Consider the following 25,140-nt stretch of genomic DNA (forward strand, 5'->3'; position numbering starts at 1 on the left):
GCGCATCTTGTCCGACCTACGGATTAGCCGTTTTTTTGCGTGGCTTGCGGGTTTTCGTCACGTCGCTCACTACGCTTACCACAATGCCATCATTTAAACGCGTGGTCATCGTATCGCCCGCTTTTACCTGTTTCACCTGCTTTAACACCGCGCCATCTGCGGCGCTGGTGACGCTATAACCGCGTGCCAGCGTTGACAGTGGGCTAACCGCTTCCAGATGCGTCACCGCATTACCGAAACGTTCACGCGTGGCGCTAAGCTGTGCGCGCAGGGTTTCAGCCAGACGATATTCCAGTTGCTGAATACGCGTTTGCGCGCGATGAATCTGCGACTGTGGATTTTGCTGATTCAGCCGCTGTGTTAATCGCACCTGTTGCTGCCCGGCACGCTTAAGCTGATTTTCCAGCGCAAAGCTCATCCGTTTTTGCAGGCGCTCAAGCATGGTTTGCTGGCGTGCCAGCCGGAGCTGCGGATGCTGTTGCTGTAATCGGTGATGAATCTGCGTAAAGCGACGCGTGCGGTTGGCGAGATAATAATCCATCGCCATGTCCAGCCGTTGACGGGCCGATTGCACCTGGCGCAGTAACTCTTGTTGATTGCGGCTCACCACTTCAGCGGCGGCTGACGGCGTTGGCGCACGCAGATCAGCGACAAAATCGGCAATCGTCACATCGGTTTCATGCCCGACGGCGCTGACTACCGGAATGCGGCTGGCAAAAATCGCCCGCGCCACGCGTTCGTCGTTAAAGCTCCATAAATCTTCCAGCGAACCGCCGCCGCGCCCGACGATCAACACATCGCACTCGTTGCGCTTATTCGCCAGTTCAATGGCGCGAACAATTTGCCCCGGCGCATCATCGCCCTGAACGGCAGTGGGGTAGATGATCACCGGCAGAGACGGATCGCGGCGTTTTAACACATGCAAAATATCATGTAGCGCAGCACCGGTTTTTGAGGTGATCACACCAACGCAATGCGCAGGGGAGGGGAGTGATTTTTTGTATTGCAGATCGAACAAACCTTCAGCCTGCAATTTCGCTTTGAGCTGTTCGTACTTTTGTTGTAGCAAGCCTTCACCGGCCGGCTGCATACTTTCTACGATAATCTGGTAGTCGCCGCGCGGCTCATAGAGCGTAATGTTGGCGCGAACTAAAACCTGTTGCCCGTGCTGCGGGCGAAAGGTGACCCGGCGGTTGCTGTTGCGGAACATCGCGCAGCGTACCTGGGCGGTATCGTCTTTAAGCGTAAAGTACCAATGACCGGAAGCCGGTTGCGTGAAATTAGAAATTTCGCCGCTGATCCACACTTGCCCCATCTCCTGCTCAAGCAGCAAACGGACGGTCTGATTCAGGCGACTAACCGTAAAAATTGCGGGGGATTGAGATGGTAACATGTGAGCGAGATCAAATTCTAAATCAGCAGGTTATTCAATCGATAGTAACGTGCTGACCGGGGAGCGCAAGCATTATTTGCAAAAAGGGGTAGATGCAATCGGTTACGCTCTGTATAATGCCGCGGCAATATTTATTAACCACTCTGGTCGAGATATTGCCCATGCTACGTATCGCTAAAGAAGCTCTGACGTTTGACGACGTTCTCCTCGTTCCTGCTCATTCTACCGTTCTGCCGAATACTGCTGACCTCAGCACCCAGCTGACGAAAACGATTCGTCTGAATATCCCTATGCTTTCCGCAGCAATGGATACTGTAACGGAAGCGCGCCTGGCTATTGCTCTGGCTCAGGAAGGCGGTATCGGCTTTATCCACAAAAACATGTCCATTGAGCGCCAGGCTGAAGAAGTTCGCCGTGTGAAAAAACACGAATCTGGCGTGGTAACTGATCCGCAGACCGTGCTGCCGACAACCACTCTGCGTGAAGTGAAAGAACTGACCGAGCGTAACGGCTTTGCTGGCTACCCGGTTGTTACCGAAGAAAACGAACTGGTCGGTATCATCACTGGTCGTGACGTGCGTTTTGTGACCGACCTGAGCCAGCCGGTTAGCGTTTACATGACGCCGAAAGAGCGTCTGGTAACTGTGCGTGAAGGCGAAGCCCGTGAAGTGGTGCTGGCAAAAATGCACGAAAAACGCGTTGAAAAAGCGTTGGTGGTTGATGACGAATTCCACCTGATCGGCATGATCACCGTGAAAGACTTCCAGAAAGCGGAACGTAAACCGAACGCCTGTAAAGATGAACAAGGTCGTCTGCGTGTTGGTGCTGCGGTTGGCGCAGGTGCGGGTAACGAAGAGCGTGTTGACGCGCTGGTTGCCGCAGGCGTTGACGTTCTGCTGATCGACTCCTCTCACGGTCACTCTGAAGGCGTTCTGCAGCGTATCCGTGAAACTCGTGCTAAATATCCGGATCTGCAAATCATCGGCGGCAACGTGGCAACAGCTGCGGGCGCACGCGCTCTGGCAGAAGCAGGTTGCAGCGCGGTTAAAGTGGGTATCGGCCCTGGATCTATCTGTACGACTCGTATCGTTACTGGTGTCGGTGTTCCGCAGATCACTGCCGTTGCTGACGCAGTTGAAGCGCTGGAAGGCACCGGTATTCCGGTTATTGCTGACGGTGGTATTCGCTTCTCCGGCGATATCGCGAAAGCCATCGCCGCAGGTGCAAGCGCGGTGATGGTCGGCTCCATGCTGGCTGGTACTGAAGAATCCCCGGGTGAAATCGAACTCTACCAGGGCCGCTCTTACAAATCTTACCGTGGAATGGGCTCTCTGGGCGCGATGTCTAAAGGTTCCTCTGACCGTTACTTCCAGAGCGACAACGCTGCCGACAAACTGGTGCCGGAAGGTATCGAAGGTCGCGTAGCCTACAAAGGTCGTCTGAAAGAGATCATTCACCAGCAGATGGGCGGCCTGCGCTCCTGTATGGGCCTGACTGGCTGTGGTACTATCGACGAACTGCGTACTAAAGCGGAGTTTGTACGTATCAGCGGTGCGGGTATTCAGGAAAGCCACGTTCACGACGTGACCATCACCAAAGAGTCCCCGAACTACCGTCTGGGCTCCTGATTCTCTTCGCCCGACTTCATGTCGGGCGATTTATATTATCTGTTTCACTTGCCTCGGAATAAGCGTCAATGACGGAAAACATTCATAAGCATCGCATCCTCATTCTGGACTTCGGTTCCCAGTATACTCAACTGGTTGCGCGCCGCGTGCGTGAGCTGGGCGTTTACTGCGAACTGTGGGCGTGGGATGTGACAGAAGCACAAATTCGTGACTTCAATCCAAGCGGCATTATTCTTTCCGGCGGCCCGGAAAGTACCACCGAAGAAAACAGCCCGCGTGCGCCGCAGTATGTCTTTGAAGCAGGCGTACCGGTATTTGGCGTTTGCTATGGCATGCAGACCATGGCAATGCAGCTGGGCGGTCACGTTGAGGCCTCTAACGAACGTGAATTTGGTTATGCGCAGGTTGAAGTCGTTAACGACAGCGCACTGGTTCGCGGCATCGAAGATGCTCTGACCGCAGACGGTAAACCGCTGCTAGACGTCTGGATGAGCCACGGCGATAAAGTTACCGCTATTCCGTCCGACTTCATCACCGTTGCCAGCACCGAAAACTGCCCGTTTGCCATTATGGCCAACGAAGAAAAACGTTTCTACGGCGTGCAGTTCCATCCGGAAGTGACTCACACCCGTCAGGGCATGCGTATGCTGGAGCGTTTTGTACTGGATATCTGTCAGTGTGAAGCCCTGTGGACGCCAGCAAAAATTATCGACGACGCCGTAGCCCGCATCCGCGAGCAGGTGGGCGACGATAAAGTCATCCTCGGCCTTTCTGGTGGCGTGGATTCCTCCGTAACCGCAATGCTGCTGCACCGCGCTATCGGTAAAAACCTGACTTGCGTATTCGTCGACAACGGCCTGCTGCGTCTCAATGAAGCAGAGCAGGTTCTGGATATGTTTGGCGATCACTTTGGGCTGAACATTGTTCACGTTCCGGCAGAAGATCGCTTCCTGTCAGCGCTGGCTGGCGAAAACGATCCAGAAGCAAAACGTAAAATCATCGGTCGCGTTTTCGTTGAAGTATTCGATGAGGAAGCGCTGAAACTGGAAGACGTGAAGTGGCTGGCGCAGGGCACCATCTACCCTGACGTTATCGAATCTGCCGCGTCTGCAACCGGTAAAGCACACGTCATCAAATCTCACCACAACGTTGGTGGCCTGCCGAAAGAGATGAAGATGGGCCTGGTTGAACCGCTGAAAGAGCTGTTCAAAGACGAGGTGCGTAAGATTGGTCTGGAGCTGGGCCTGCCATACGACATGCTGTACCGTCACCCGTTCCCGGGACCGGGCCTCGGCGTTCGTGTGCTGGGCGAAGTGAAGAAAGAGTATTGTGACCTGCTGCGCCGTGCTGATGCCATTTTCATTGAAGAACTGCGTAAAGCGGACCTGTACGACAAAGTCAGCCAGGCGTTCACCGTCTTCCTGCCAGTACGTTCCGTTGGCGTAATGGGCGATGGTCGTAAGTATGACTGGGTTGTCTCTCTGCGTGCTGTCGAAACCATCGACTTTATGACAGCACACTGGGCGCACCTGCCGTACGACTTCCTGGGGCGTGTTTCCAACCGCATTATCAATGAAGTGAACGGTATTTCCCGCGTGGTGTATGACATCAGCGGCAAGCCACCAGCGACTATTGAGTGGGAATGATTTAATTCCTGCACTATGAATGAACAAAACCCTCTGTTGCTACAGAGGGTTTTTTATATTGCGGACTAAAGTCAGCAATATAAAAAAGCCTATAATCCTCACGAATCATAGGCTTGAAGTGACTGACATCGATTAGTTAAACCAACTGTCCGATTTATTCTCTTCTGCTTTACCCACGCTTTTCATCAAATCGCGACCACCTTCTGTCACATTCCTGTTAGCGTCAGCTTCAGATTGCACGACATCAGTTTGCGCGGCTTTGTGCTTCAGCTCCTGATCGATAAATTCGTTCTCGCGCTTAACGCGGGCTTCTTCTTTCGCCAGCGCCAGTTTTTGTTTCTGAATCTCTAAACTGCGCAGCTCATCTTCATAACTTTGATCGCGTTTTTTATCCGCAGTGGCTTCGGCGTCCAGTTTATCCTGGCGAGCTTTCTTATCCGCTGCTGCTGCCGCCGCTCTTTTATTGGCGGCGGCCTGAGCGTTTGCGCGCCGTTGTTTCTCTTGCTGAATTTCCCTGTTGCGCTCTGCTACCCATTCGTCATGCTGTCTTTGCTCTTCATTTTTACCTTGCTGTTCAGCTTCAGCGACAGCTGAAAGTTGATCCTGTAATGAAGAGGCGAAAGCCGAGCTACTAACAGCGGCTAAAATGGCGCAAAGAAAAACTTTCTTCATGAGTCCTCCTGATTGCTATCTTTTTTCAGGACATTTTGTGTTTGGCTGAATGCGAGTTTCGTTATACGTAGTGGTAATGACAACGGCTAAACCCGTTGTGAACTGGCACTCTTTACCCACTTGAGTAGAGGTATACACCTTGGTCCCTTCTTTATAGGTTAACGAAACCCCTTCCACTAACGTCTTATCATTCACCATAGAACCTGCAGCCGCACCTACGGCACCGCCGCCAACTGCACCCGCAGTAGTACCTGAATTGCTGCCAGACCCTACGTTATGTCCAATCACACCGCCAGCGACAGCACCAATCAGTGCGCCAAACGTCTGTGCTGCCCTTTTATTTTCCGAATTATCTACCGCTACTTTTGCAGGTAGAATGGAAATGATATTAACGGTTTTGGTTTCTTGTTTGGTATTCAGTTGATCAGTTTGATAAACATCGGCGGCATGATCGTCAGCATTTGATTGGCATCCTGCCAACATGGATGACGCTAAAATTGCCACAGGCAGAAGACATTTTTTAAATTTCATCACTATTCCTTGTTATAGACTTTACGAAAAACAAGACATTTAAGATCATCGAAAGAGGAAAGTAAATGTATAGACTATGGAGGAATAGATTAAATTTATTTGAATTCATTGAGTAAATAAATACGCGTTAACGCATAATAAAAACATATATATTATGTCTAATATACATTGCATCTTATTGCAGAATGATTCGAAATCAGGACAAAGAGGTAAAATTTAGATAAATAAATGCCTGCCGCTTTGATAACAACAAAGAGCAACCGTGTCTGACAGTATTGAGCTGTCTTGTTCAGTAAAGGTGACGAAGGTAATCGCTAACGTTGTACCGGGGATTCGATAGAGAGTGTGGATTGCTGAGCTTCTTTTTTGCTCTGATGATGCTGCCAGGCGCCAACGGACGAGTAGATAAAGCGGCCAAAGAAGAAGAGAAAGCTGATAAGCAATACGATACGAGTCATGCGACTGTTAAATCGGTGTCGTTTTCGCATACTGGTTGGCTGACTCACAAAGGGTTCCTCAAGGTATGTCCATGCCATGGACGGTACTTACATTAAGGCATACCCAGACTCAATGGTCAATTGTTCATTATGTAAAAAAGCGTTAGCTGATACATGTTTTAATGTTATGGAAGTTAATTTAATTATTTACAACAATGATGTAATAATGACGAGCTAACATTATAAACGTAATAATTCATTAATTAGGGTAATTTTGTTTGATATATATCAATTGGAACTTTCATATGACACTTAAAATCAATGCTCCTTAATAGCGATGAATAATCATCCATCGAAGTCAGGTGGGATGCCTGTCTGAATACACCCTTTCAGGATGTAGGGGGTTCTGCTGAGCATCTATGAAATTGAATGCAACTTATATAAATATACGTGATAAATGGTGGGGGCTTCCGCTGATCCTGCCGTCTATAATCTTGCCTGTTTTCGCCCATATAAATACTTTCGCACATATTTCTTCTGGTGAAGTTTTTCTCTTTTATCTGCCGCTTGCGCTGATGATCAGCATGATGATGTTTTTTAGCTGGGCAGCATTACCAGGTATTGCTTTAGGGATTTTTGTTCGTAAGTATGCCGAACTTGGTTTTTATGAAACGCTCTCGTTAACGGTTAATTTCATTATCATTATTATTCTTTGTTGGGGGGGCTATAAGGTGTTTACGCCCCGGCGTAACAACGTTTCACATGGTGATACCCGCTTAATTTCCCAGCGCATTTTTTGGCAGATTGTTTTCCCTGCAACGTTGTTTCTGGTGCTCTTCCAGTTTGCTGCGTTTGTAGGTTTACTGGCGAGCAGAACAAATCTGGTTGGCGTCATGCCCTTAAATCTGGGAACCTTAATCAATTACCAGGCCTTGCTGGTGGGTAATCTGATAGGCGTCCCGCTTTGCTACTTCATCATTCGTTCTGTACGAAATCCATTTTATTTACGAAGTTATTATTCTCAATTAAAACAACAGATTGACAGTAAAGTTACAAAAAAAGAGTTCGCGCTGTGGTTGCTTGCTCTGGGCGCATTGTTATTTCTGCTATGTATGCCTTTAAATGAAAAAAGCACAATTTTCAGCACCAACTATACCTTGTCGTTATTGCTGCCGCTGATGATGTGGGGAGCGATGCGTTATGGCTACAAGCTGATCTCGTTGCTCTGGGCAATAGTGCTGATGATCAGTATTCATAGCTACCAGAATTATATTCCCCTTTATCATGGGTATACCACTCAACTAACCATAACCTCCTCCAGCTATCTGGTATTTTCTTTTATCGTCAATTACATGGCTGTTCTGGCAACGCGTCAACGAGCGGTGACCAGACGCATTCAGCGACTGGCTTACGTGGACCCGGTTGTTCATCTGCCGAATATCCGCGCTTTGAATCGCGCGCTGCGTGATGCGCCCTGGTCCGCGCTATGTTATTTACGCATTCCCGGTATGGAAATGCTGGTAAAGAACTATGGCATCATGTTGCGTATCCAATACAAACAAAAGCTTTCACATTGGCTGGCACCTTTACTGGAACCCGGAGAAGACGTTTATCAGCTTTCTGGCAATGATCTCGCGCTGCGACTGAATACAGAGTCTCACCAGGAGCGCATTATCGCATTGGATAACCATCTTAAGCAGTTTCGTTTCTTTTGGGATGATATGCCATTGCAACCACAGATTGGTGTCAGCTATTGCTATGTCCGTTCGCCAGTGAATCATATTTATTTGCTGTTAGGTGAGCTAAGTACGGTTGCTGAACTCTCTATAGTGACTAATGCCCCGGAAAATATGCAGCGTCGCGGAGCAATGTATCTGCAACGAGAATTAAAAGACAAAGTGGCAATGATGAATCGGCTACAGCAGGCGCTTGAGCACGACGATTTTTGCCTTATGGCCCAGCCAATTATTGGAGTGCGCGGCGATGTCTATCATGAAATTTTGCTGCGTATGAGAGGGGAGAATGATGAACTCATCAATCCTGATAATTTCTTGCCGGTTGCGCATGAATTTGGCTTATCGTCCAGTATCGACATGTGGGTCATCGAACATACATTGCAATTTATGGCGGAAAATAAAGAGAAAATGCCCGCCCAACGATTTGCGATTAATTTGTCGCCAACTTCAGTTTGTCAGGCTCGCTTTCCTGTTAAACTTAGTAAGTTATTGGCGAAATACCAAATAGAGGCGTGGCAGCTTATCTTTGAAGTCACCGAAAGTAATGCCCTTACCAATGTTAAGCAGGCACAGAACACGTTACAACATCTGCAGGAGTTAGGATGCCAGATTGCTATTGATGATTTCGGTACCGGATACGCAAGCTATGCACGGCTAAAAAATGTGAATGCCAATTTATTAAAAATTGATGGCAGCTTCATCCGTAATATTGCCTCGAATAGCCTGGATTACCAGATAGTGGCATCGATTTGTCATCTGGCACGAATGAAGAAAATGCAAGTGGTTGCGGAGTATGTTGAAAATGAAGAGATTCGCAAAGCCGTACACTCTTTGGGTATTGATTACCTGCAAGGCTCTTTGATTGGTGAACCGCAGCCGTTAATTGCGATTACGGCTGAAAGAGAACCTGTTCGAGAAAGCGCGTAATTCATTTGGGCCAACGCAACAGGTTGGCCCGTTTTTATTTCATATTAAGCCGCGATTTCCGGCGTGCTTTCTTCTTCAATTTTTAACCGCCAGCCACTCACGCCTTCCCAGTATTCTTGCTCCTTTTCCAGATCAAGCAATACCAGCGCGTTCTGGCTAAACCAGTCATGCGGAAAACGTAACGTCCAGTGGCTATCATCAGTAATCAGAGTCAATGTCGGCGGTGTTGTGGTTGCCTGACGTTGATTGTTAAGTAATACGCCAAGACGCAACAGTTGAATTAACGGCAGGAACTGTTTTTTCTTAAACAGCGTAAAGCGCGGCAGATCGTCGAGCTTAATCGCTTTACGATGATAACGCACCAGCGTCGCCATCATCAGTTGTTGTTCCTGATTAAATCCTGGCAAGTCGCTGTTTTGCAGGATATACGCCGAATGGCGATGAAGGCCGCTATGATTAATGCTTAATCCGACTTCATGCAGCATGGCGGCCCAGCGCAGTAATGCTTCCAGTTGTGGATGGGCCAGCTTCGGTTGCTGTTCCCGCCATTGTTCGTACATTTGCATAGTTGTGTCGAGCACCCGTCGGGCCTGTTCACTGTCAATGTGATACTGGTTGGCCAGGCTGCTGGCGGTGCGGCTACGCACATCCTGATGGCGGAAACGTCCTTCCATTTCATACAAAACGCCTTCACGCAGCGCCCCGTCAGAAAGCCGCAGTTCGCGAATGGCTAAGGCATCAAAGACACCACACAAAATCGCCAGACCAGGAACAAAAACCGTTTTCCGTTCTTCCGACAGACCCGGCAAACTTAACGCCGAGAAATTTCGATGACGCAATACTTCTTTCACCAGTTTATCGAGGCGCTCTGGTGTAATGATGCCGTCTTTCTCGCCCATTTCCAGCAACACTTCATGGGCGGCTTTAATCGTACCGGAAGCCCCCATAGCAACGTTCCAACCCTGAATACGGAATTGCCAGGTTAATGTTTCCAGTTTTTGTGCAGCCGCCATGCGTGCGCGCTGAAAATGCTCTTTATTGATGACCCCGCCCGGAAAATAAAGCTGGGCAAAGCTAACGCAACCCATCCGGCGGCTTTCGACGAGAATCGGTTCGAAATTTTCTCCAATTACTAGCTCCGTTGAGCCGCCGCCAATATCAATAACCAGTTTGCGACCTTTTTCCGGCTGGGTATGTTCCACACCCATAAAAATCAGACGAGCTTCTTCGTTGCCGGAAATAATTTCAATCGGATAGGGAATAACCTTTTCGGCGCGTTTCAGAAAATCAGTAGCGTTCAGCGCCTGGCGCAGTGTATGTGTCCCGACAATGCAAACACTAGAAGGAGAGAAACCTTGCAAGCGTTCGGCAAACAGCGACAGACAGCTTAAACCGCGCGTCATCGCCTCCTCACTCAACATATTATCTGGCCCCAGACCATCTGCCAGGTGTACCCGTTGTTTCAGGCGGCCAATAATCTGCATGGCGCCATCCACCACACGGGCAATAACCATGTGGAAACTGTTTGAACCAAGATCGACCGCAGCAAACTCCTGCGGGCGAGGGGATTTGTCGTGTATTGGCATAGGTTATTCTGGTTGTTCGAGTGATTTTATGTAGTCGTAGATCGCCAACTGCGCCCGAACTTTCCGGCGATTACCGCGGGGAACGTAGCGATTACTGAGTTCTTTATCGATATAACGTGCTTTCACCGTATCGCTGAACAGAATATCTACGATATCCAGTACCCGCTGCTTCAGGCGCGGGTCGAGCAGCGGCGTAGCCACTTCAATACGATAATCAATGTTGCGCGTCATCCAGTCGGCGGAAGAAAGGTAAACCTTTTTATCGCCACCATTTTCAAAAATATAGACCCGATCATGTTCAAGGTAACGGTCAACAATGCTGATAGCACGAATATTGTCGCTAATGCCTTCCAGATTGGGGATCAGCGAACACATCCCGCGTACCAGCAGATTTACCGGCACGCCGGAACTGGATGCTGCATACAGACGATCGACCAGTCCTTTATCGACCAGGTTATTCAGTTTCAGAGTAATACCGCTGGGCAGTCCTTGTTGTGCGCTGGCGATCTCGCGATCCACCATTTCATACAACAGACGGCGGGAGTTTTGCGGCGACACCATTAAATAATCAAATGTCACCGGACGGTATGGGTTTTCAATAAAGTTGAACACCCGCCGCACTTCGTTGGTGATGCGCGCATCGGCGGTCAGCAGCGAATAGTCGGTATAAAGACGTGCGGTTTTTTCGTTAAAGTTCCCGGTCCCGATATGCGCGTAACGCACGACTTCACCGTTTTCTTTACGTGAAATCAGGAACAGTTTGGCGTGAATTTTCAGCCCCGGCGCAGAGAAGATAACGTGCACGCCAGCTTCGGTTAGTCGCTTCGCCCAATGAATGTTAGCTTCTTCGTCAAAACGTGCCTGTAGCTCAACCACCACGGTCACTTTCTTGCCGTTGTGCGCAGCGTGGATCATCGAGTCGATGATGCGTGAATCTTTTGCCACACGGTAAATGTTGATTTTAATCGCCAGCACGCTCGGATCGAACGAGGCCTGACGCAACAGTTCCAGTACGTGCTCAAAGGTGTGATAAGGGTAATAGAGCAGAACATCGCGTTCGCGAATGGCATCAAAACCGTTGCGGAACTGGGCTTTATCAAACCAGATATGGCGTAAACGCGGCAGCGGTTTGTTAACCAGATTCGCTTTGCCGACATTAGGGAAATTAATAAAGTCTTTGAAATTGTGGTAACGGCCGCCAGGGACGATAGAGTCGTAACGAGAAATAGTCAGTTTTTCGCGTAACACTTCAACCAGCGCATTGGGCATATCGCGCTGATAAACAAAACGCACCGGCTCAGCAGTTAAACGCTGCTTGAGACTGGAAGACATCAACTCCATCAGGCTGGCTTCCATCTCATGCACTAAATCGTATTCGGCATCGCGGGTCATCTTCATTGAATAGGCATTCAGCGCGTCATAATCAAAGAAGCCTTTGAAAATATCATCGAGGCAGTAACGCAGAATGTTATCCAGAAGAATCATCGGCTTGCGTCGACGCGGCGCTTCTGGTGGTAAATTCACAAAGCGCGGTACTTTATCTGATGGGATCTCCAGCAGCGCGTAACGGATGGTATCGCCACGAATAATCTCCACCGCCAGATAGGTATAATCATCTTTCAGAAACTGTACTAAGTCAGTGTCAGGATTGATTAAAATCGGCGTAATGTGCTGGCGCAGATACTGCTTAAAATAATGACGCAGCCAGTTTTGTTGATTAACGGAGAGTTGGCGTTCATTAATCAGGAAGATCTGGTTACGCGCCATCTCCAGTAGCAGTTCATTGTAAAGGCCGTCAAATTCCTGATCGGCTTTCAGCACGCGGGATTGAATTTTGCCCAGCAAATGGCGGGAATGAGAGTTAGAACCTTGTTCTTCGCTAATAATGATACGTCGCTTCAGTTCAGCGAAGCGAACTTTATAGAACTCATCAAGGTTATTGGAATAGATCCCAAGAAAACGCATCCTTTCAATCAGCGGGTTAGATTTGTCCGCCGCTTCCTGAAGCACGCGTTCATTGAACGATAACCAACTGAGCTCTTTCTCGATGTATAGCTTTTCCTGACCCATTACCACTTTTACTCCGTTTTATTCACGGGACACTGCCTGGATATTATGGCGAGCAATGTTGGCAGATGTCCAACTATGCCAGAAAAGGGGGAAAAAAACTGCTGAAGCCTGCGATTTACAGGATAAATGAGAAGCGCCAGCAGTAGCGCTGGCGCTTTAAATATGCGGAAGATTACTCGTCGTCGGCGGCGTAGCCCTGCGGTGGAAGACGCTGACCATCCAGCCACGCGGCGTTTTCATGCATCTTCAGACGACCATCAACAAACCAGCTAATGACCAGCGGATAAATAGCATGTTCCTGAGTTTGCACGCGAGCGGTGATTTCATCTTCCATATCACCGGCAAAAACCGGAACTTTAGCCTGCAAAATCACCGGGCCGCCGTCCAGCTCATCGGTGACGAAATGCACTGATGTACCGTGTTCTTCATCGCCATTTTCCAGCGCCTGACGATGGGTATGCAAACCGGGATATTTCGGTAGCAGGGAAGGGTGAATGTTCAGCAAACGCCCGGCGTAGTGGGAAACAAACGCTGGGCTGAGAATGCGCATAAAACCGGCCAGAACGACTACATCGGGGGCGTACACGTCGATTTCGTGCATCAACTCCCGGTCATAGTCTTCCCGACTGTCAAATTGGCTGGCAATAATCGTATGCGTTGCGATACCTGCTTTGCGGGCGCGCTCAAGGCCGAACGCGTCGGCCTTATTGCTGAAAACTGCCCGTAGGGTGCCTTTAATTTTGTTGGTTTTACAGGCATCAATAATTGCCTGCAAATTACTTCCGTTGCCGGAAATAAGCACCACAATATTCATTATTCGATAACCACGCGTTGTTCGGAATCAGAAGCTTTGATGATACCGATTTTCCACGCGTTTTCACCGTTGGCATTGAGCAGGGCGAGAGCTTTGTCCACTTCCGGAGCAGGCAGGGCGATAACCATCCCGACGCCGCAGTTGAAGGTACGATACATTTCATGGCGGCTGACGTTACCTGCTGTTTGCAGCCAGTTGAACACTTCCGGCCACTGCCAGGAGGATTCATCAATCACTGCCTGAGTGTTTTCAGGTAATACGCGAGGAATGTTTTCCCAGAAACCGCCGCCGGTCAGGTGCGCAATGGCGTGAACATCAACCTTTTCAATCAATTCCAGCACTGACTTCACATAAATACGGGTTGGCGCCAGCAGATGATCGGCTAAAGGTTTTCCGTCCAGCTCTGTAGTTTGCGGGTCGCAACCGCTGACTTCGAGAATTTTGCGTACCAGCGAGTAACCGTTCGAGTGCGGGCCGCTGGAGCCGAGCGCAATGAGCACATCGCCGTCGCTAACTTTAGAACCGTCGATGATTTCTGATTTTTCTACCACCCCAACACAGAAACCAGCGACATCGTAATCTTCGCCGTGATACATCCCCGGCATTTCTGCTGTTTCGCCACCCACCAGTGAACAGCCCGATTGCAGACAACCTTCCGCGATGCCGCTGATCACCGCTGAAGCGGTATCAACATCCAGTTTTCCGGTTGCGTAATAGTCGAGGAAAAACAGCGGTTCCGCGCCTTGCACCACCAGGTCATTAACGCACATGGCGACCAGATCAATACCAATGGTATCGTGACGTTTTAAGTCCATCGCCAGACGCAGCTTGGTGCCTACACCGTCAGTGCCGGAAACCAGTACGGGTTCACGATATTTTTGCGGCAATGCACACAGCGCACCGAAGCCGCCCAGACCGCCCATGACTTCCGGACGACGCGTTTTCTTCACTACGCCTTTGATTCTTCCAACCAGAGCATTACCCGCGTCAATATCAACACCGGCATCTTTGTAGCTAAGAGAGGTTTTATCGGTCACTGCTTGGGTCCCCACGCGTTACTTGCGGTAGAAAAATAAAATTCGGCGCAATTCTAACAGGGAAAGCAAACGTTTGCGAGACTGCTTTACATAACCTTTTTCAGCCTACATTGTAGTGAAGTGATGCATAAACAAAGACAATGAATGATTGTTCTGAGCGATATTTGTAATTAGTAACCATTTGAATATAAAATAATTTATTATCTAATCGTTGTTGGTTTGTCTAAAGTCAACGAAAATTATATTGCCGCCTTAAAAAAAGGCGGTATAATCCGTCGATTTTTTTTGTGGCTGCCCTCAAAGGAGAAAGAGTATGAAGATCGTGGAAGTCAAACACCCACTCGTCAAACACAAGCTGGGACTGATGCGTGAGCAAGATATCAGCACCAAGCGCTTTCGCGAACTCGCTTCCGAAGTGGGTAGCCTGCTGACTTACGAAGCGACCGCCGACCTCGAAACGGAAAAAGTCACTATTGAAGGTTGGAACGGCCCGGTAGAAATCGACCAGATCAAAGGTAAGAAAATTACCGTGGTGCCAATTCTGCGTGCGGGTCTGGGGATGATGGACGGTGTTCTGGAAAACGTTCCGAGCGCGCGCATCAGCGTAGTCGGTATGTACCGTGATGAAGAAACACTGGAGCCGGTACCGTACTTCCAGAAACTGGTTTCTAACATCGATGAGCGTATGGCGCTGATCGTTGACCCAATGCTGGCAACCGGTGGTTCCGTTATCGCGACCATCGACCTGCTGAAAAAAGCGGGCTGCAGCAGCATTAAAGTGCTGGTGCTGGTGGCTGCGCCAGAAGGTATCGCTGCGCTGGAAAAAGCGCATCCGGACGTCGAGCTGTATACCGCATCGATTGACCAGGGGCTGAATGAGCACGGATACATTATCCCGGGCCTCGGCGATGCTGGTGATAAAATCTTTGGTACGAAATAACGAATAAAAAATAATTAAAGCCGACTTTAAGAGTCGGCTTTTTTTTGAGTAAAGCGCCTATAACACATAATATACAGAGGATAATACTATGACGCGCCGTGCTATCGGGGTGAGTGAAAGACCGCCACTTTTACAGACAATCCCGCTTAGTTTACAACATTTGTTCGCCATGTTTGGTGCAACCGTCCTGGTGCCCGTCTTATTTCATATCAACCCGGCGACCGTACTGTTATTTAACGGTATCGGAACGCTGCTGTATCTCTTCATCTGTAAAGGGAAAATTCCGGCTTATCTTGGTTCGAGCTTTGCCTTTATTTCTCCGGTGTTATTGCTGTTGCCGTTGGGTTATGAAGTCGCGCTGGGCGGCTTTATTATGTGCGGCGTGCTGTTCTGTCTGGTTTCTTTTATTGTGAAGAAAGCAGGGACTGGCTGGCTGGATGTGCTGTTTCCTCCAGCGGCAATGGGGGCAATCGTTGCTGTCATCGGTCTGGAGCTGGCGGGCGTGGCTGCTGGCATGGCTGGCTTACTCCCGGCTGAAGGGCAAACGCCAGATTCCAAAACCATCATTATCTCCATTACTACCCTTGCGGTTACGGTTTTAGGTTCCGTTCTGTTCCGCGGTTTCCTGGCGATTATCCCGATTTTGATTGGCGTGTTGGTGGGGTACGCGCTCTCCTTCGCAATGGGTATTGTCGATACCACGCCGATTATTAATGCTCACTGGTTTGCTCTGCCGACCTTTTACACGCCGCGCTTTGAGTGGTTTGCCATTTTGACCATTCTGCCTGCGGCGCTGGTGGTTATTGCCGAACACGTGGGGCATCTGGTGGTAACGGCTAACATCGTGAAAAAAGATCTGCTGCGCGATCCTGGCCTGCACCGTTCCATGTTCGCTAACGGCCTGTCGACCGTTATCTCCGGGTTCTTTGGTTCCACGCCAAACACTACCTACGGGGAAAACATCGGCGTTATGGCGATCACCCGCGTCTACAGTACCTGGGTAATCGGTGGTGCGGCGATCTTCGCCATTCTGCTCTCCTGTGTTGGTAAACTGGCTGCTGCTATCCAGATGATCCCACTGCCGGTGATGGGCGGCGTTTCGCTGCTGCTTTACGGTGTCATCGGCGCTTCTGGTATTCGCGTACTTATTGAATCGAAAGTGGACTACAACAAAGCACAGAACTTGATCCTGACTTCCGTGATCCTGATCATCGGCGTCAGCGGCGCGAAGGTAAACATCGGTGCGGCAGAGCTGAAAGGTATGGCGTTGGCGACCATCGTCGGCATTGGCTTAAGCCTGATCTTTAAATTGATTAGCGTGATCCGTCCGGAAGAAGTGGTGTTGGATGCAGAAGACGCCGATATAACAGAAAAATAATGTAGCGACCGGGCAGTAATGCTGCCCGGTTCAAACATGATGGAATTCTGTGGTAAACTTCTCGTGATTTTGTGAAATCCCTGGTTGAGGTATCTCTGAACACACCGGCACAGCTCTCTTTGCCACTTTATCTTCCTGACGACGAAACCTTTGCAAGTTTCTGGCCGGGGGATAACTCCTCTTTACTGGCCGCGATGAAAAACGTGCTGCGTCAGGAACATAGCGGTTACATCTATCTCTGGGCACGCGAAGGCGCGGGGCGCAGCCATCTGCTGCACGCGGCTTGCGCGGAATTGTCGCAGCGTGGCGATGCGGTAGGTTATGTCCCGCTGGATAAACGCACCTGGTTTGTTCCGGAAGTGCTCGATGGTATGGAGCAACTGTCACTGGTTTGCATCGACAATATTGAGTGTATTGCTGGCGATGAGTTGTGGGAGATGGCGATTTTTGATCTCTACAATCGGATTCTGGAGTCAGGTAAAACACGGTTGCTGATCACTGGTGATCGTCCACCTCGTCAGTTGAATCTGGGGTTACCGGATCTTGCGTCACGTCTCGACTGGGGGCAGATCTACAAGTTGCAGCCACTTTCTGATGAAGACAAATTGCAGGCATTACAGTTACGCGCCCGTTTGCGTGGTTTTGAACTGCCGGAAGATGTGGGGCGTTTCTTACTGAAGCGGCTCGACAGAGAAATGCGCACGTTGTTTATGACGTTGGATCAGCTGGATCGCGCATCGATTACGGCACAACGTAAGTTGACCATTCCGTTTGTGAAAGAGATCCTGAAGCTGTAGACAGGACGTTTATTGTCGGATGCGCGTCCATTGTATTCGTAGTATTTGTAGGCCGGATAAGACGCGGCAAGCGTCGCATCCGGCAATGTACCTTAGCTACCGAAAGGGTACATCTTAACCAACGATTTCCAGCACTTGCTCCGGTGGGCGACCAATACGCGCTTTGCCATTCACGACCACAATCGGGCGTTCCATCAGCTTCGGATTATCCACCATCGCCTGAATCAGCACTTCTTCGCTAAGCGAACTGTCTGCAAGATTCAACTCTTTATAAAGATCCTCTTTCTGGCGCATCAGTTCACGGGCGCTATTCATCCCCAACATTTTCAGCAAATTACGTAGCGTTGCCGCATCGGCGGGTGTCTCAAGATAGAGCACCACTTCCGGCTCCACACCATTTTCCTTCAGCAGGTTCAGCGTTTCACGGCTCTTTGAGCAGCGTGGGTTGTGGTAGATTTTTACCTGTTTGGTCATTGTTCTTCCTTTAATGCGAATTACATCTTGGTATAAGGCTTAAAGCGTTCCTGCAACTGGCGCAACTGGTCGATGCGCGCATCGTAACGCGCTTGTTGTAGGCTGCCTAATTTCACCTGCGAACTTGCGCTACTTAACAGAGAAATGGCCTGGTCGAGTCGCCCGGCCAGCGCATAACCTTCTGCTCGCGCAGCCAGTTCCTGATCGCGGTTATTTAGCGCGGCCTCCGCCTGTGCCAGCAAATCCCAGCCATTGCTGTCATCTTTATTATTAAAAGTATAGCGATTCAGAATATTGGCCGCTTCCTGCGGTTGACCGCCTTGCAGATATGCGTTTGCCAGGTTGAGCTGCAACACCGGACTGGTGCGTAAATCGCGGGCATTTTTCAGGCGATTGATCGCCTCATTGGCTTTGTTTTGCCCAAGATCGATATCGGTAGCCAGATCGAGATACCATGCGTTGCCAGGTTCTGCCGCCAGTAACGGTTGCAGCGTTTTACGCGCCTCGTCGTATTTATTGGCTTCCATCGCCTGTAAAGCACGGCCATACTGTGCCGCCCGTTGCTGACGAATATTGCCTTTCGCCCATTCATCCAGCAAGTCGCTGGTGAGCTGATTACGTCCGGAATTGTACATCCCTAGAGTACGCGCTTTCGCCAGATAGAAATCTTCTGACGATTGCACCACCATCGGGCGCATCTGATTAGCACGGTTACGAGCATCAGCCAGACGGCTTTCCGGCAACGGGTGAGTCAGCAAAATTTCCGGCGGACGCGAAGAGTAACGCGCCTGATCGAGCAATTTTTCGAGGAAGGTCGGCATCGCCTGTGGATCGAACCCCGAGCGTTGCAGCACCTGAATCCCAATGCGGTCTGCTTCCTGTTCGTTTTGCTGGGTGAAGCTGATCATCCCCTGGCGTGTTCCCGCCAGCGTACCGGTCAGCGCTGCCATTCCCGCCTGCGGACTGGCCATCGCCAGTAAAATAGAACCTAACGCCCCGACCCAGGTGAGTGGTGCGCTACGTTGCTGATCTTCCATCGCTCGCGCCAGGTGGCGCTGGGTGACGTGGGAGATTTCATGCGCCATAACCGAAGCCAGTTGGCTTTCGTTATCGGAATAACGGAACAGGGCAGAATGCAGCACTACGTTGCCGCCAAAGAAAGCAAAGGCGTTAATTTCGTCGTTATTGATCAGAAAGAAATGGAATGGCGTCTTAACTGAATTGGCATGCGAAACCAGACGCATCCCCAGCGAGTTAATGTATTGCGTTAATAGCGGATCATTAATTAACGGCGCGCTGCCGCGTAACTGGCGAACATAATAGTCGCCCATCTGCATTTCCTGACCAATGGAAAGCGTGCTTCCTGCGGAGGTTCCCATATCCGGCAAGGTGTCTGCGCTATCGGCAAACGCCGGGGCTACCTGACCGAGGGTCACAGCAGCAATGAGGGTAGCAACCAGGTTTTTTTTCAACTGCCTGAACATAACCTCTGTCCTGTATTTCTGGAGATAGTCATTTGACCGATACTGTGAAATATCGTTCCCACCGCGCCGCCTTTGAGTGTAACGACGAAGATTAGCCCACTCAAATGGCTTTTCAGTTTCCTTAATCCGTCATAAAAAGCGAAGTCTTTTTTGTGACATTTCGATACAATTGCGGATCGCAATCCCCCTCTTGAGGTTCAGGGAAGGTCTTTATGCTCGAAATGTTGATGCAATGGTATCGCCGCCGTTTTAGCGACCCGGAAGCGATTGCCTTGCTGGTTATTTTAGTTGCCGGTTTTGGCATTATCTTTTTCTTTAGTGGATTACTCGCGCCGCTGCTGGTGGCTATTGTGCTGGCCTATTTGCTGGAATGGCCCACTGTGCGCCTGCAATCTATTGGCTGTTCCCGCCGTTGGGCGACGTCGATTGTGCTGGTCCTGTTTGTTGGCATCCTGCTACTGATGGCATTTGTGGTCATGCCTATCGCCTGGCAACAGGGCATTTATTTAATCCGCGATATGCCGGGCATGCTCAATAAGCTTTCTGATTTTGCCGCCACGTTGCCGCGCCGTTATCCGGCGTTGATGGACGCGGGCATTATTGATGCGATGGCTGACAATATGCGTAGCCGGATGCTTACCATGGGCGATTCAGTGGTGAAAATCTCCCTCGCCTCGCTGGTCGGTTTGCTGACCATTGCCGTCTATCTGGTGCTGGTGCCATTGATGGTCTTCTTCCTGCTGAAAGACAAAGAGCAAATGCTGAATGCCGTTCGTCGGGTGCTGCCGCGCAACCGTGGACTGGCAGGGCAGGTGTGGAAGGAGATGAACCAGCAAATCACCAACTACATCCGTGGCAAGGTACTGGAGATGATCGTGGTGGGGATCGCCACCTGGCTGGGATTCTTACTCTTCGGGCTGAACTATTCTCTGCTGCTGGCGGTGCTAGTCGGTTTCTCGGTGCTTATTCCGTACATTGGCGCATTTGTGGTGACCATTCCGGTGGTCGGCGTGGCGCTATTCCAGTTTGGCGCTGGCACCGAGTTCTGGAGCTGCTTCGCGGTGTATCTGATTATCCAGGCGCTGGACGGCAACTTACTCGTACCGGTGTTGTTCTCTGAAGCCGTGAACCTGCATCCGCTGGTGATTATTTTATCGGTGGTGATTTTCGGCGGGCTGTGGGGATTCTGGGGCGTATTCTTCGCTATCCCACTGGCAACGCTAATCAAAGCAGTAATCCATGCCTGGCCGGATGGTCAAATCCCGCAAGAGTAATCTTCAGCGAAAAGGGCTTTGAAACGAGTGTCGCAGGCGTGATTTACATCACCGGATGTGAAATGTGCTGGCCGCAAGCGCAGCCAGCACGGAATGGAGCAAAGTAATCAGGCGTGTTCTTTTAGCCAGTTAAGCACTACGTCGTGGTGATTGCTGGTTTTGAAATCGTCAAATACGTGTTCGATTTTGCCGTTGGCATCGATCAGGAAGCTGATACGGTGAATACCATCGTAGGTTTTGCCCATGAAAGACTTCTCGCCCCAGACGCCGAATTGTTCGCACACCTGGTGGTCTTCATCGGACAGAAGCGTAAAGTTAAGTAGTTCTTTATCTGCGAAACGGGAAAGTTTTTCAGGTTTATCGGTGCTGATACCGAGCACATCAACGCCCGCTTTTTTTAACTCTTCCATGTTATCGCGTAAGCCGCAGGCCTGTACGGTACAGCCGGGGGTCATGGCTTTCGGGTAGAAATAAACCAGAACACGCTGTCCCTGGAAGTCGGTCAAATTAACTTGTTCTCCGTCTTGGTCCGGCAAGCTAAATTTCGGTGCGATGTCACCGGCTTTCAGTGGATTCATTAATTAACTCCATCCTGTTCATCATGTTGGGAATAGTTGACGACGTTAATACTGCCTTGCGCATTGAGTTCTGTACATAGTGCTTTGAACGCTTGCTCAATATTTGCTGAGTCCGCAGACGCCGGGCTGTGGGCGGTGATCTGAATATGTAGCTGCGCAGCCCTTTCATTTTCAGCAGGTTGCGTGCGTGACACCAGTTCTGCAATGTTCATATGGTGCGCGTCGAAAAGTGCTGTGAAGCGCTCAATTAAATGCGGGGAGTCCGCCACATCGACCTGAACCCAGACAGATGCGGGCATTGGTGGACGTGGGCGAGCGGTCGTTCGTTTCATCACGATTAAAAGATCCAGCTCGGCGCCTTTCAACGGTAACGTTGATTCAATCAAGGTGATGGCGTTCCATGAACCGGAAAGCAGCATGATAAACGTGAACTCTTCTCCCAACATCGCCAGGCGACTGTCTTCGATATTACAGCCGCAACTACTGACATGACGGGTGATGGTATTCACAATTCCTGGGCGATCGGCACCCAGCGCAGTGATCACCAGATAATGTTGCGATGACAGTGTCAAACTGGTTATTCCTTTAAGGGGGTGAGATGTTCCTAAGGAAAGCATAAAAAAAACATGCATACAACAATCAGAACGGTTCTGTTTGCTTGCTTTTAATGCCATACCAAACGTACCATTGAGACACTTGTTTGCACAGAGGATGGCCCATGTTCACGGGAAGTATTGTCGCGATTGTTACTCCGATGGATGAAAAAGGTAATGTCTGTCGGGCTAGCTTAAAAAAACTGATTGATTATCATGTCGCCAGCGGTACTTCGGCGATCGTTTCTGTTGGTACTACTGGTGAGTCCGCCACTCTGAACCATGACGAGCATGTCGATGTCGTGATGATGACGCTGGAGCTGGCTGATGGGCGCATTCCGGTGATTGCCGGGACCGGTGCTAACGCCACCACAGAAGCCATTAACCTGACGCAGCGCTTCAACGACAGCGGTATTGTTGGCTGCCTGACGGTAACCCCTTATTACAACCGCCCATCGCAAGAAGGTCTGTATCAGCATTTCAAAGCCATCGCTGAACATACTGACCTGCCGCAAATTCTGTATAATGTGCCGTCCCGTACTGGTTGCGATCTGCTACCAGAAACGGTGGGCCGTCTGGCGAAAGTAAAAAATATTGTCGGAATCAAAGAAGCAACAGGGAACTTAACGCGGGTAAACCAGATCAAAGAGCTGGTTTCAGACGATTTTGTTCTGCTGAGCGGCGATGATGCGAGCGCGCTGGACTTCATGCAGTTAGGCGGTCATGGCGTAATTTCCGTTACGGCTAACGTCGCAGCGCGAGATATGGCCCAGATGTGCAAACTGGCGGCAGAAGGGCATTTTGCCGAGGCACGCGTTATTAATCAGCGTCTGATGCCATTACACAACAAACTATTTGTCGAACCCAATCCAATCCCGGTGAAATGGGCATGTAAGGAACTGGGTCTTGTGGCGACCGATACGCTACGCCTGCCAATGACGCCAATCACCGACAGTGGTCGTGAGACGGTCAGAGCGGCGCTTAAGCATGCCGGTTTGCTGTAAAGTTTAGGGAGATTTGATGGCTTACTCTGTACAAAAGTCGCGCCTGGCGAAGGTTGCGGGTGTTTCGCTTGTTCTTTTACTCGCAGCCTGTAGTTCGGACTCACGTTATAAGCGTCAGGTGAGCGGCGATGAAGCCTACCTGGAAGCGGCACCGCTTGCAGAACTTCACGCCCCGGCAGGAATGATTTTGCCGGTGACCTCCGGCGACTATGCGATTCCGGTAACTAACGGTAGTGGCGCAGTTGGCAAAGCGTTAGATATTCGTCCACCAGCCCAGCCGCTGGCGCTGGTTTCAGGCGCGCGTACCCAGTTCACGGGCGATACCGCTTCGCTGTTGGTGGAAAATGGTCGTGGCAATACTCTGTGGCCGCAGGTCGTTAGCGTGCTGCAGGCGAAAAACTATACCATTACCCAACGCGATGATGCCGGTCAGACGCTGACCACCGATTGGGTACAATGGAACCGTCTGGACGAAGACGAGCAGTATCGTGGTCGTTATCAAATCTCTGTTAAACCGCAGGGTTATCAGCAGGCGGTAACGGTGAAATTGCTGAACCTGGAGCAGGCTGGCAAACCGGTTGCAGATGCGGCGTCTATGCAGCGTTACAGTGCTGAGATGATGAACGTCATTTCCGCTGGCCTGGATAAATCCGTCACTGACGCGGCTAATGCGGCGCAAAACCGTGCTTCCACAACAATGGATGTACAAAGCGGCGCTGACGACACTGGTTTACCGATGCTGGTCGTGCGTGGTCCGTTCAACGTAGTATGGCAACGTCTGCCTGCTGCGCTGGAAAAAGTGGGCATGAAAGTGACCGACAGCACTCGTTCACAGGGCAGCATGGCCGTAACTTATAAGCCACTGTCTGACAGCGACTGGCAGGAACTGGGCGCCCGTGATCCTGAACTGGCATCCGGCGACTACAAATTGCAGGTCGGTGATTTAGATAACCGCAGCAGCTTACAGTTTATTGATCCAAAAGGTCATACGCTGACCCAAAGCCAAAACGACGCACTGGTATCAGTCTTCCAGGCTGCGTTTAGCAAGTAAAAATACAGGGCTGGAGTTATCCGGCCCTTTTTTCTGATATGATACGCAAACGTGTGCGTCAGCAGAAAAACGCGATTTTAGCGTTAATTCGCACGAAATTTGTTTGTCGGCGTAGGTCGGTTAAGGTATTCACGGTACAGCCGACAAAACGACAGGCACACCAGACAGCAAAAGATTTTAAAACGTTAATTCACACCCAGGAGTGATAAAGATGCAAAAGCAAGCTGAGTTGTATCGTGGTAAAGCGAAAACCGTATACAGCACGGAAAACCCGGACCTGTTGGTGCTCGAATTCCGCAATGATACGTCAGCAGGGGATGGCGCGCGCATTGAGCAGTTTGATCGCAAAGGTATGGTGAACAACAAGTTCAACTACTTCATTATGAGCAAACTGGCTGAAGCGGGTATCCCGACTCAAATGGAGCGTCTGCTCTCTGATACCGAATGTCTGGTGAAAAAGCTGGATATGGTGCCGGTTGAGTGTGTCGTACGTAACCGTGCTGCTGGCTCTCTGGTGAAACGTCTTGGAATCGAAGAAGGTATTGAGCTGAACCCGCCGCTGTTCGATTTGTTCCTGAAAAACGACGCCATGCACGATCCGATGGTCAACGAATCTTACTGCGAAACCTTTGGCTGGGTAAGCAAAGAGAACCTGGCGCGCATGAAAGAGCTGACCTACAAAGCGAACGACGTGCTGAAAAAACTGTTCGACGATGCCGGTCTGATTCTGGTCGATTTCAAGCTGGAGTTTGGTCTGTACAAAGGCGAAGTGGTACTGGGTGATGAGTTCTCCCCGGACGGTAGCCGCCTGTGGGACAAAGAAACGCTGGAGAAAATGGACAAAGACCGTTTCCGCCAGAGCCTCGGTGGCCTGATCGAAGCCTATGAAGCCGTCGCCCGCCGCCTGGGTGTACAGCTGGACTGATTTTTCTGTTCATCGTCTTGCCGTGCTGCTGGCACGGCAAGACAACCGCTCTCGTAAGATGTGCATTGAACGCTCATTCCTCCATCATTTCCTCCCGTTTTCCTGTGGTAATCTTCCCCTGAACCACCTACGATCATTCCTATAATGAATATATTGTTGAGGTAT

General features: G+C 50.1%; 23 protein-coding genes. 11 read left to right on the plus strand and 12 right to left on the minus strand.

Annotated features, from left to right (window positions below):
* Positions 1-16: 16 nt before the first annotated feature.
* A complete protein-coding gene (gene xseA, locus AACU94_RS03655) occupies positions 17-1,393 on the minus strand; it encodes an exodeoxyribonuclease VII large subunit (RefSeq protein ID WP_135488951.1) in 1,377 nt (458 codons plus the stop codon).
* A 161-nt stretch (positions 1,394-1,554) separates the two neighbouring features.
* On the opposite strand from xseA, the gene guaB reads away from it, so the two are divergent.
* Positions 1,555-3,021, plus strand: coding sequence for an IMP dehydrogenase (gene guaB, locus AACU94_RS03660; RefSeq protein WP_001296289.1), 1,467 nt, complete (start codon positions 1,555-1,557; stop codon positions 3,019-3,021).
* A 68-nt stretch (positions 3,022-3,089) separates the two neighbouring features.
* The gene (gene guaA, locus AACU94_RS03665) at positions 3,090-4,667 is read left to right on the plus strand and encodes a glutamine-hydrolyzing GMP synthase (protein WP_064526237.1); all 1,578 of its coding nucleotides are present in this window, start codon (positions 3,090-3,092) and stop codon (positions 4,665-4,667) included.
* A gap of 132 nt (positions 4,668-4,799) precedes the next feature.
* On the opposite strand, the gene AACU94_RS03670 is transcribed toward guaA, so the two are convergent.
* The 3 genes from AACU94_RS03670 to AACU94_RS03680 form a co-directional block, all read right to left on the minus strand.
* The gene (locus AACU94_RS03670; protein WP_135488952.1) at positions 4,800-5,339 is read right to left on the minus strand and encodes a DUF5384 family protein; all 540 of its coding nucleotides are present in this window, start codon (positions 5,337-5,339) and stop codon (positions 4,800-4,802) included.
* A 15-nt stretch (positions 5,340-5,354) separates the two neighbouring features.
* Positions 5,355-5,873, minus strand: a complete 519-nt coding sequence (locus AACU94_RS03675; protein ID WP_165383134.1) for an outer membrane lipoprotein — start codon at positions 5,871-5,873, stop codon at positions 5,355-5,357.
* 311 nt (positions 5,874-6,184) lie between these two features.
* Positions 6,185-6,376: a YfgG family protein gene (locus tag AACU94_RS03680; protein ID WP_165382789.1), complete on the minus strand. Its 192-nt coding sequence runs from the start codon at positions 6,374-6,376 to the stop codon at positions 6,185-6,187.
* A gap of 28 nt (positions 6,377-6,404) precedes the next feature.
* Between AACU94_RS03680 and AACU94_RS03685 the strand changes: the two genes are divergently transcribed.
* Both AACU94_RS03685 and AACU94_RS03690 read left to right on the plus strand, forming a co-directional pair.
* Positions 6,405-6,545, plus strand: a complete 141-nt coding sequence (locus tag AACU94_RS03685) for a hypothetical protein (RefSeq protein WP_167856179.1) — start codon at positions 6,405-6,407, stop codon at positions 6,543-6,545.
* A gap of 181 nt (positions 6,546-6,726) precedes the next feature.
* Positions 6,727-8,970: a bifunctional diguanylate cyclase/phosphodiesterase gene (locus tag AACU94_RS03690; RefSeq protein WP_135488953.1), complete on the plus strand. Its 2,244-nt coding sequence runs from the start codon at positions 6,727-6,729 to the stop codon at positions 8,968-8,970.
* A gap of 44 nt (positions 8,971-9,014) precedes the next feature.
* Here the strand turns inward: AACU94_RS03690 and ppx are convergent, their stop codons facing one another.
* From ppx to purM, 4 genes are all read right to left on the minus strand, one after another.
* Entirely contained in the window at positions 9,015-10,556 is a 1,542-nt protein-coding gene (gene ppx / locus AACU94_RS03695) for an exopolyphosphatase (RefSeq protein ID WP_130222016.1), read from the minus strand.
* A 3-nt stretch (positions 10,557-10,559) separates the two neighbouring features.
* Complete coding sequence (gene ppk1 / locus AACU94_RS03700) at positions 10,560-12,626, minus strand: polyphosphate kinase 1 (protein WP_135488954.1); 2,067 nt, start codon at positions 12,624-12,626, stop codon at positions 10,560-10,562.
* 172 nt (positions 12,627-12,798) lie between these two features.
* Positions 12,799-13,440 (minus strand): phosphoribosylglycinamide formyltransferase, encoded by a 642-nt coding sequence (purN, locus tag AACU94_RS03705; RefSeq protein ID WP_135488955.1) that lies wholly within the window; start codon positions 13,438-13,440, stop codon positions 12,799-12,801.
* Positions 13,440-14,477, minus strand: coding sequence for a phosphoribosylformylglycinamidine cyclo-ligase (purM, locus tag AACU94_RS03710; RefSeq protein ID WP_064526256.1), 1,038 nt, complete (start codon positions 14,475-14,477; stop codon positions 13,440-13,442). The genes purN and purM overlap by 1 nt, the downstream gene beginning before the upstream one ends.
* Positions 14,478-14,790: 313 nt before the next feature.
* Between purM and upp the strand changes: the two genes are divergently transcribed.
* The 3 genes from upp to AACU94_RS03725 all read left to right on the plus strand — a co-directional run bounded on the left by upp (position 14,791) and on the right by AACU94_RS03725 (position 17,592).
* Positions 14,791-15,417 (plus strand): uracil phosphoribosyltransferase, encoded by a 627-nt coding sequence (gene upp, locus AACU94_RS03715; protein ID WP_130207463.1) that lies wholly within the window; start codon positions 14,791-14,793, stop codon positions 15,415-15,417.
* An 88-nt stretch (positions 15,418-15,505) separates the two neighbouring features.
* Positions 15,506-16,795, plus strand: a complete 1,290-nt coding sequence (uraA, locus tag AACU94_RS03720) for a uracil permease (protein ID WP_130257405.1) — start codon at positions 15,506-15,508, stop codon at positions 16,793-16,795.
* 95 nt (positions 16,796-16,890) lie between these two features.
* Positions 16,891-17,592: a DnaA inactivator Hda gene (locus AACU94_RS03725; RefSeq protein ID WP_074399451.1), complete on the plus strand. Its 702-nt coding sequence runs from the start codon at positions 16,891-16,893 to the stop codon at positions 17,590-17,592.
* A gap of 114 nt (positions 17,593-17,706) precedes the next feature.
* Here AACU94_RS03725 and arsC read toward each other — a convergent pair whose 3' ends face one another.
* Together arsC and bepA are read right to left on the minus strand one after the other, a co-directional pair.
* Positions 17,707-18,066 (minus strand): arsenate reductase (glutaredoxin), encoded by a 360-nt coding sequence (gene arsC / locus AACU94_RS03730; protein WP_130222014.1) that lies wholly within the window; start codon positions 18,064-18,066, stop codon positions 17,707-17,709.
* A 20-nt stretch (positions 18,067-18,086) separates the two neighbouring features.
* Positions 18,087-19,550 carry a beta-barrel assembly-enhancing protease gene (gene bepA, locus AACU94_RS03735; RefSeq protein ID WP_130222013.1) on the minus strand — a complete coding sequence of 488 codons (1,464 nt, stop codon included), beginning with the start codon at positions 19,548-19,550 and terminating at the stop codon, positions 18,087-18,089.
* Between the two features lie 212 nt (positions 19,551-19,762).
* On the opposite strand from bepA, the gene AACU94_RS03740 reads away from it, so the two are divergent.
* A complete protein-coding gene (locus AACU94_RS03740) occupies positions 19,763-20,824 on the plus strand; it encodes an AI-2E family transporter (RefSeq protein WP_130214583.1) in 1,062 nt (353 codons plus the stop codon).
* Positions 20,825-20,931: 107 nt separating this feature from the next.
* Here AACU94_RS03740 and bcp read toward each other — a convergent pair whose 3' ends face one another.
* Together bcp and AACU94_RS03750 are read right to left on the minus strand one after the other, a co-directional pair.
* Positions 20,932-21,402 (minus strand): thioredoxin-dependent thiol peroxidase, encoded by a 471-nt coding sequence (gene bcp, locus AACU94_RS03745; RefSeq protein ID WP_130207453.1) that lies wholly within the window; start codon positions 21,400-21,402, stop codon positions 20,932-20,934.
* Positions 21,402-21,974 carry a glycine cleavage system transcriptional repressor gene (locus AACU94_RS03750; RefSeq protein WP_130207451.1) on the minus strand — a complete coding sequence of 191 codons (573 nt, stop codon included), beginning with the start codon at positions 21,972-21,974 and terminating at the stop codon, positions 21,402-21,404. The genes bcp and AACU94_RS03750 overlap by 1 nt, the downstream gene beginning before the upstream one ends.
* Positions 21,975-22,120: 146 nt before the next feature.
* Between AACU94_RS03750 and dapA the strand changes: the two genes are divergently transcribed.
* The 3 genes from dapA to purC all read left to right on the plus strand — a co-directional run bounded on the left by dapA (position 22,121) and on the right by purC (position 24,975).
* On the plus strand, positions 22,121-22,999 hold the full coding sequence (dapA, locus tag AACU94_RS03755) for a 4-hydroxy-tetrahydrodipicolinate synthase (RefSeq protein WP_130214581.1): 879 nt from the start codon (positions 22,121-22,123) through the stop codon (positions 22,997-22,999).
* Positions 23,000-23,015: 16 nt separating this feature from the next.
* A complete protein-coding gene (gene bamC / locus AACU94_RS03760; RefSeq protein ID WP_130207447.1) occupies positions 23,016-24,050 on the plus strand; it encodes an outer membrane protein assembly factor BamC in 1,035 nt (344 codons plus the stop codon).
* A gap of 211 nt (positions 24,051-24,261) precedes the next feature.
* Positions 24,262-24,975, plus strand: coding sequence for a phosphoribosylaminoimidazolesuccinocarboxamide synthase (gene purC / locus AACU94_RS03765; protein ID WP_001295467.1), 714 nt, complete (start codon positions 24,262-24,264; stop codon positions 24,973-24,975).
* Positions 24,976-25,140: the final 165 nt, after the last annotated feature.

It is taken from the genome of Escherichia sp. E4702, from assembly GCF_963883545.1.
Lineage (GTDB): Bacteria > Pseudomonadota > Gammaproteobacteria > Enterobacterales > Enterobacteriaceae > Escherichia.

Excerpts from the sequence above, each read along its gene's own strand:
- xseA (WP_135488951.1), bottom strand. The coding sequence starts at position 1,393 with ATGTTACCATCTCAATCCCCCGCAATTTTTACGGTTAGTCGCCTGAAT.
- guaB (WP_001296289.1), top strand. The coding sequence starts at position 1,555 with ATGCTACGTATCGCTAAAGAAGCTCTGACGTTTGACGACGTTCTCCTC.
- guaA (WP_064526237.1), top strand. The coding sequence starts at position 3,090 with ATGACGGAAAACATTCATAAGCATCGCATCCTCATTCTGGACTTCGGT.
- AACU94_RS03670 (WP_135488952.1), bottom strand. The coding sequence starts at position 5,339 with ATGAAGAAAGTTTTTCTTTGCGCCATTTTAGCCGCTGTTAGTAGCTCG.
- AACU94_RS03685 (WP_167856179.1), top strand. The coding sequence starts at position 6,405 with ATGGACGGTACTTACATTAAGGCATACCCAGACTCAATGGTCAATTGT.
- AACU94_RS03690 (WP_135488953.1), top strand. The coding sequence starts at position 6,727 with ATGAAATTGAATGCAACTTATATAAATATACGTGATAAATGGTGGGGG.
- ppx (WP_130222016.1), bottom strand. The coding sequence starts at position 10,556 with ATGCCAATACACGACAAATCCCCTCGCCCGCAGGAGTTTGCTGCGGTC.
- ppk1 (WP_135488954.1), bottom strand. The coding sequence starts at position 12,626 with ATGGGTCAGGAAAAGCTATACATCGAGAAAGAGCTCAGTTGGTTATCG.
- purN (WP_135488955.1), bottom strand. The coding sequence starts at position 13,440 with ATGAATATTGTGGTGCTTATTTCCGGCAACGGAAGTAATTTGCAGGCA.
- upp (WP_130207463.1), top strand. The coding sequence starts at position 14,791 with ATGAAGATCGTGGAAGTCAAACACCCACTCGTCAAACACAAGCTGGGA.
- uraA (WP_130257405.1), top strand. The coding sequence starts at position 15,506 with ATGACGCGCCGTGCTATCGGGGTGAGTGAAAGACCGCCACTTTTACAG.
- arsC (WP_130222014.1), bottom strand. The coding sequence starts at position 18,066 with ATGACCAAACAGGTAAAAATCTACCACAACCCACGCTGCTCAAAGAGC.
- bepA (WP_130222013.1), bottom strand. The coding sequence starts at position 19,550 with ATGTTCAGGCAGTTGAAAAAAAACCTGGTTGCTACCCTCATTGCTGCT.
- AACU94_RS03740 (WP_130214583.1), top strand. The coding sequence starts at position 19,763 with ATGCTCGAAATGTTGATGCAATGGTATCGCCGCCGTTTTAGCGACCCG.
- bcp (WP_130207453.1), bottom strand. The coding sequence starts at position 21,402 with ATGAATCCACTGAAAGCCGGTGACATCGCACCGAAATTTAGCTTGCCG.
- dapA (WP_130214581.1), top strand. The coding sequence starts at position 22,121 with ATGTTCACGGGAAGTATTGTCGCGATTGTTACTCCGATGGATGAAAAA.
- bamC (WP_130207447.1), top strand. The coding sequence starts at position 23,016 with ATGGCTTACTCTGTACAAAAGTCGCGCCTGGCGAAGGTTGCGGGTGTT.
- purC (WP_001295467.1), top strand. The coding sequence starts at position 24,262 with ATGCAAAAGCAAGCTGAGTTGTATCGTGGTAAAGCGAAAACCGTATAC.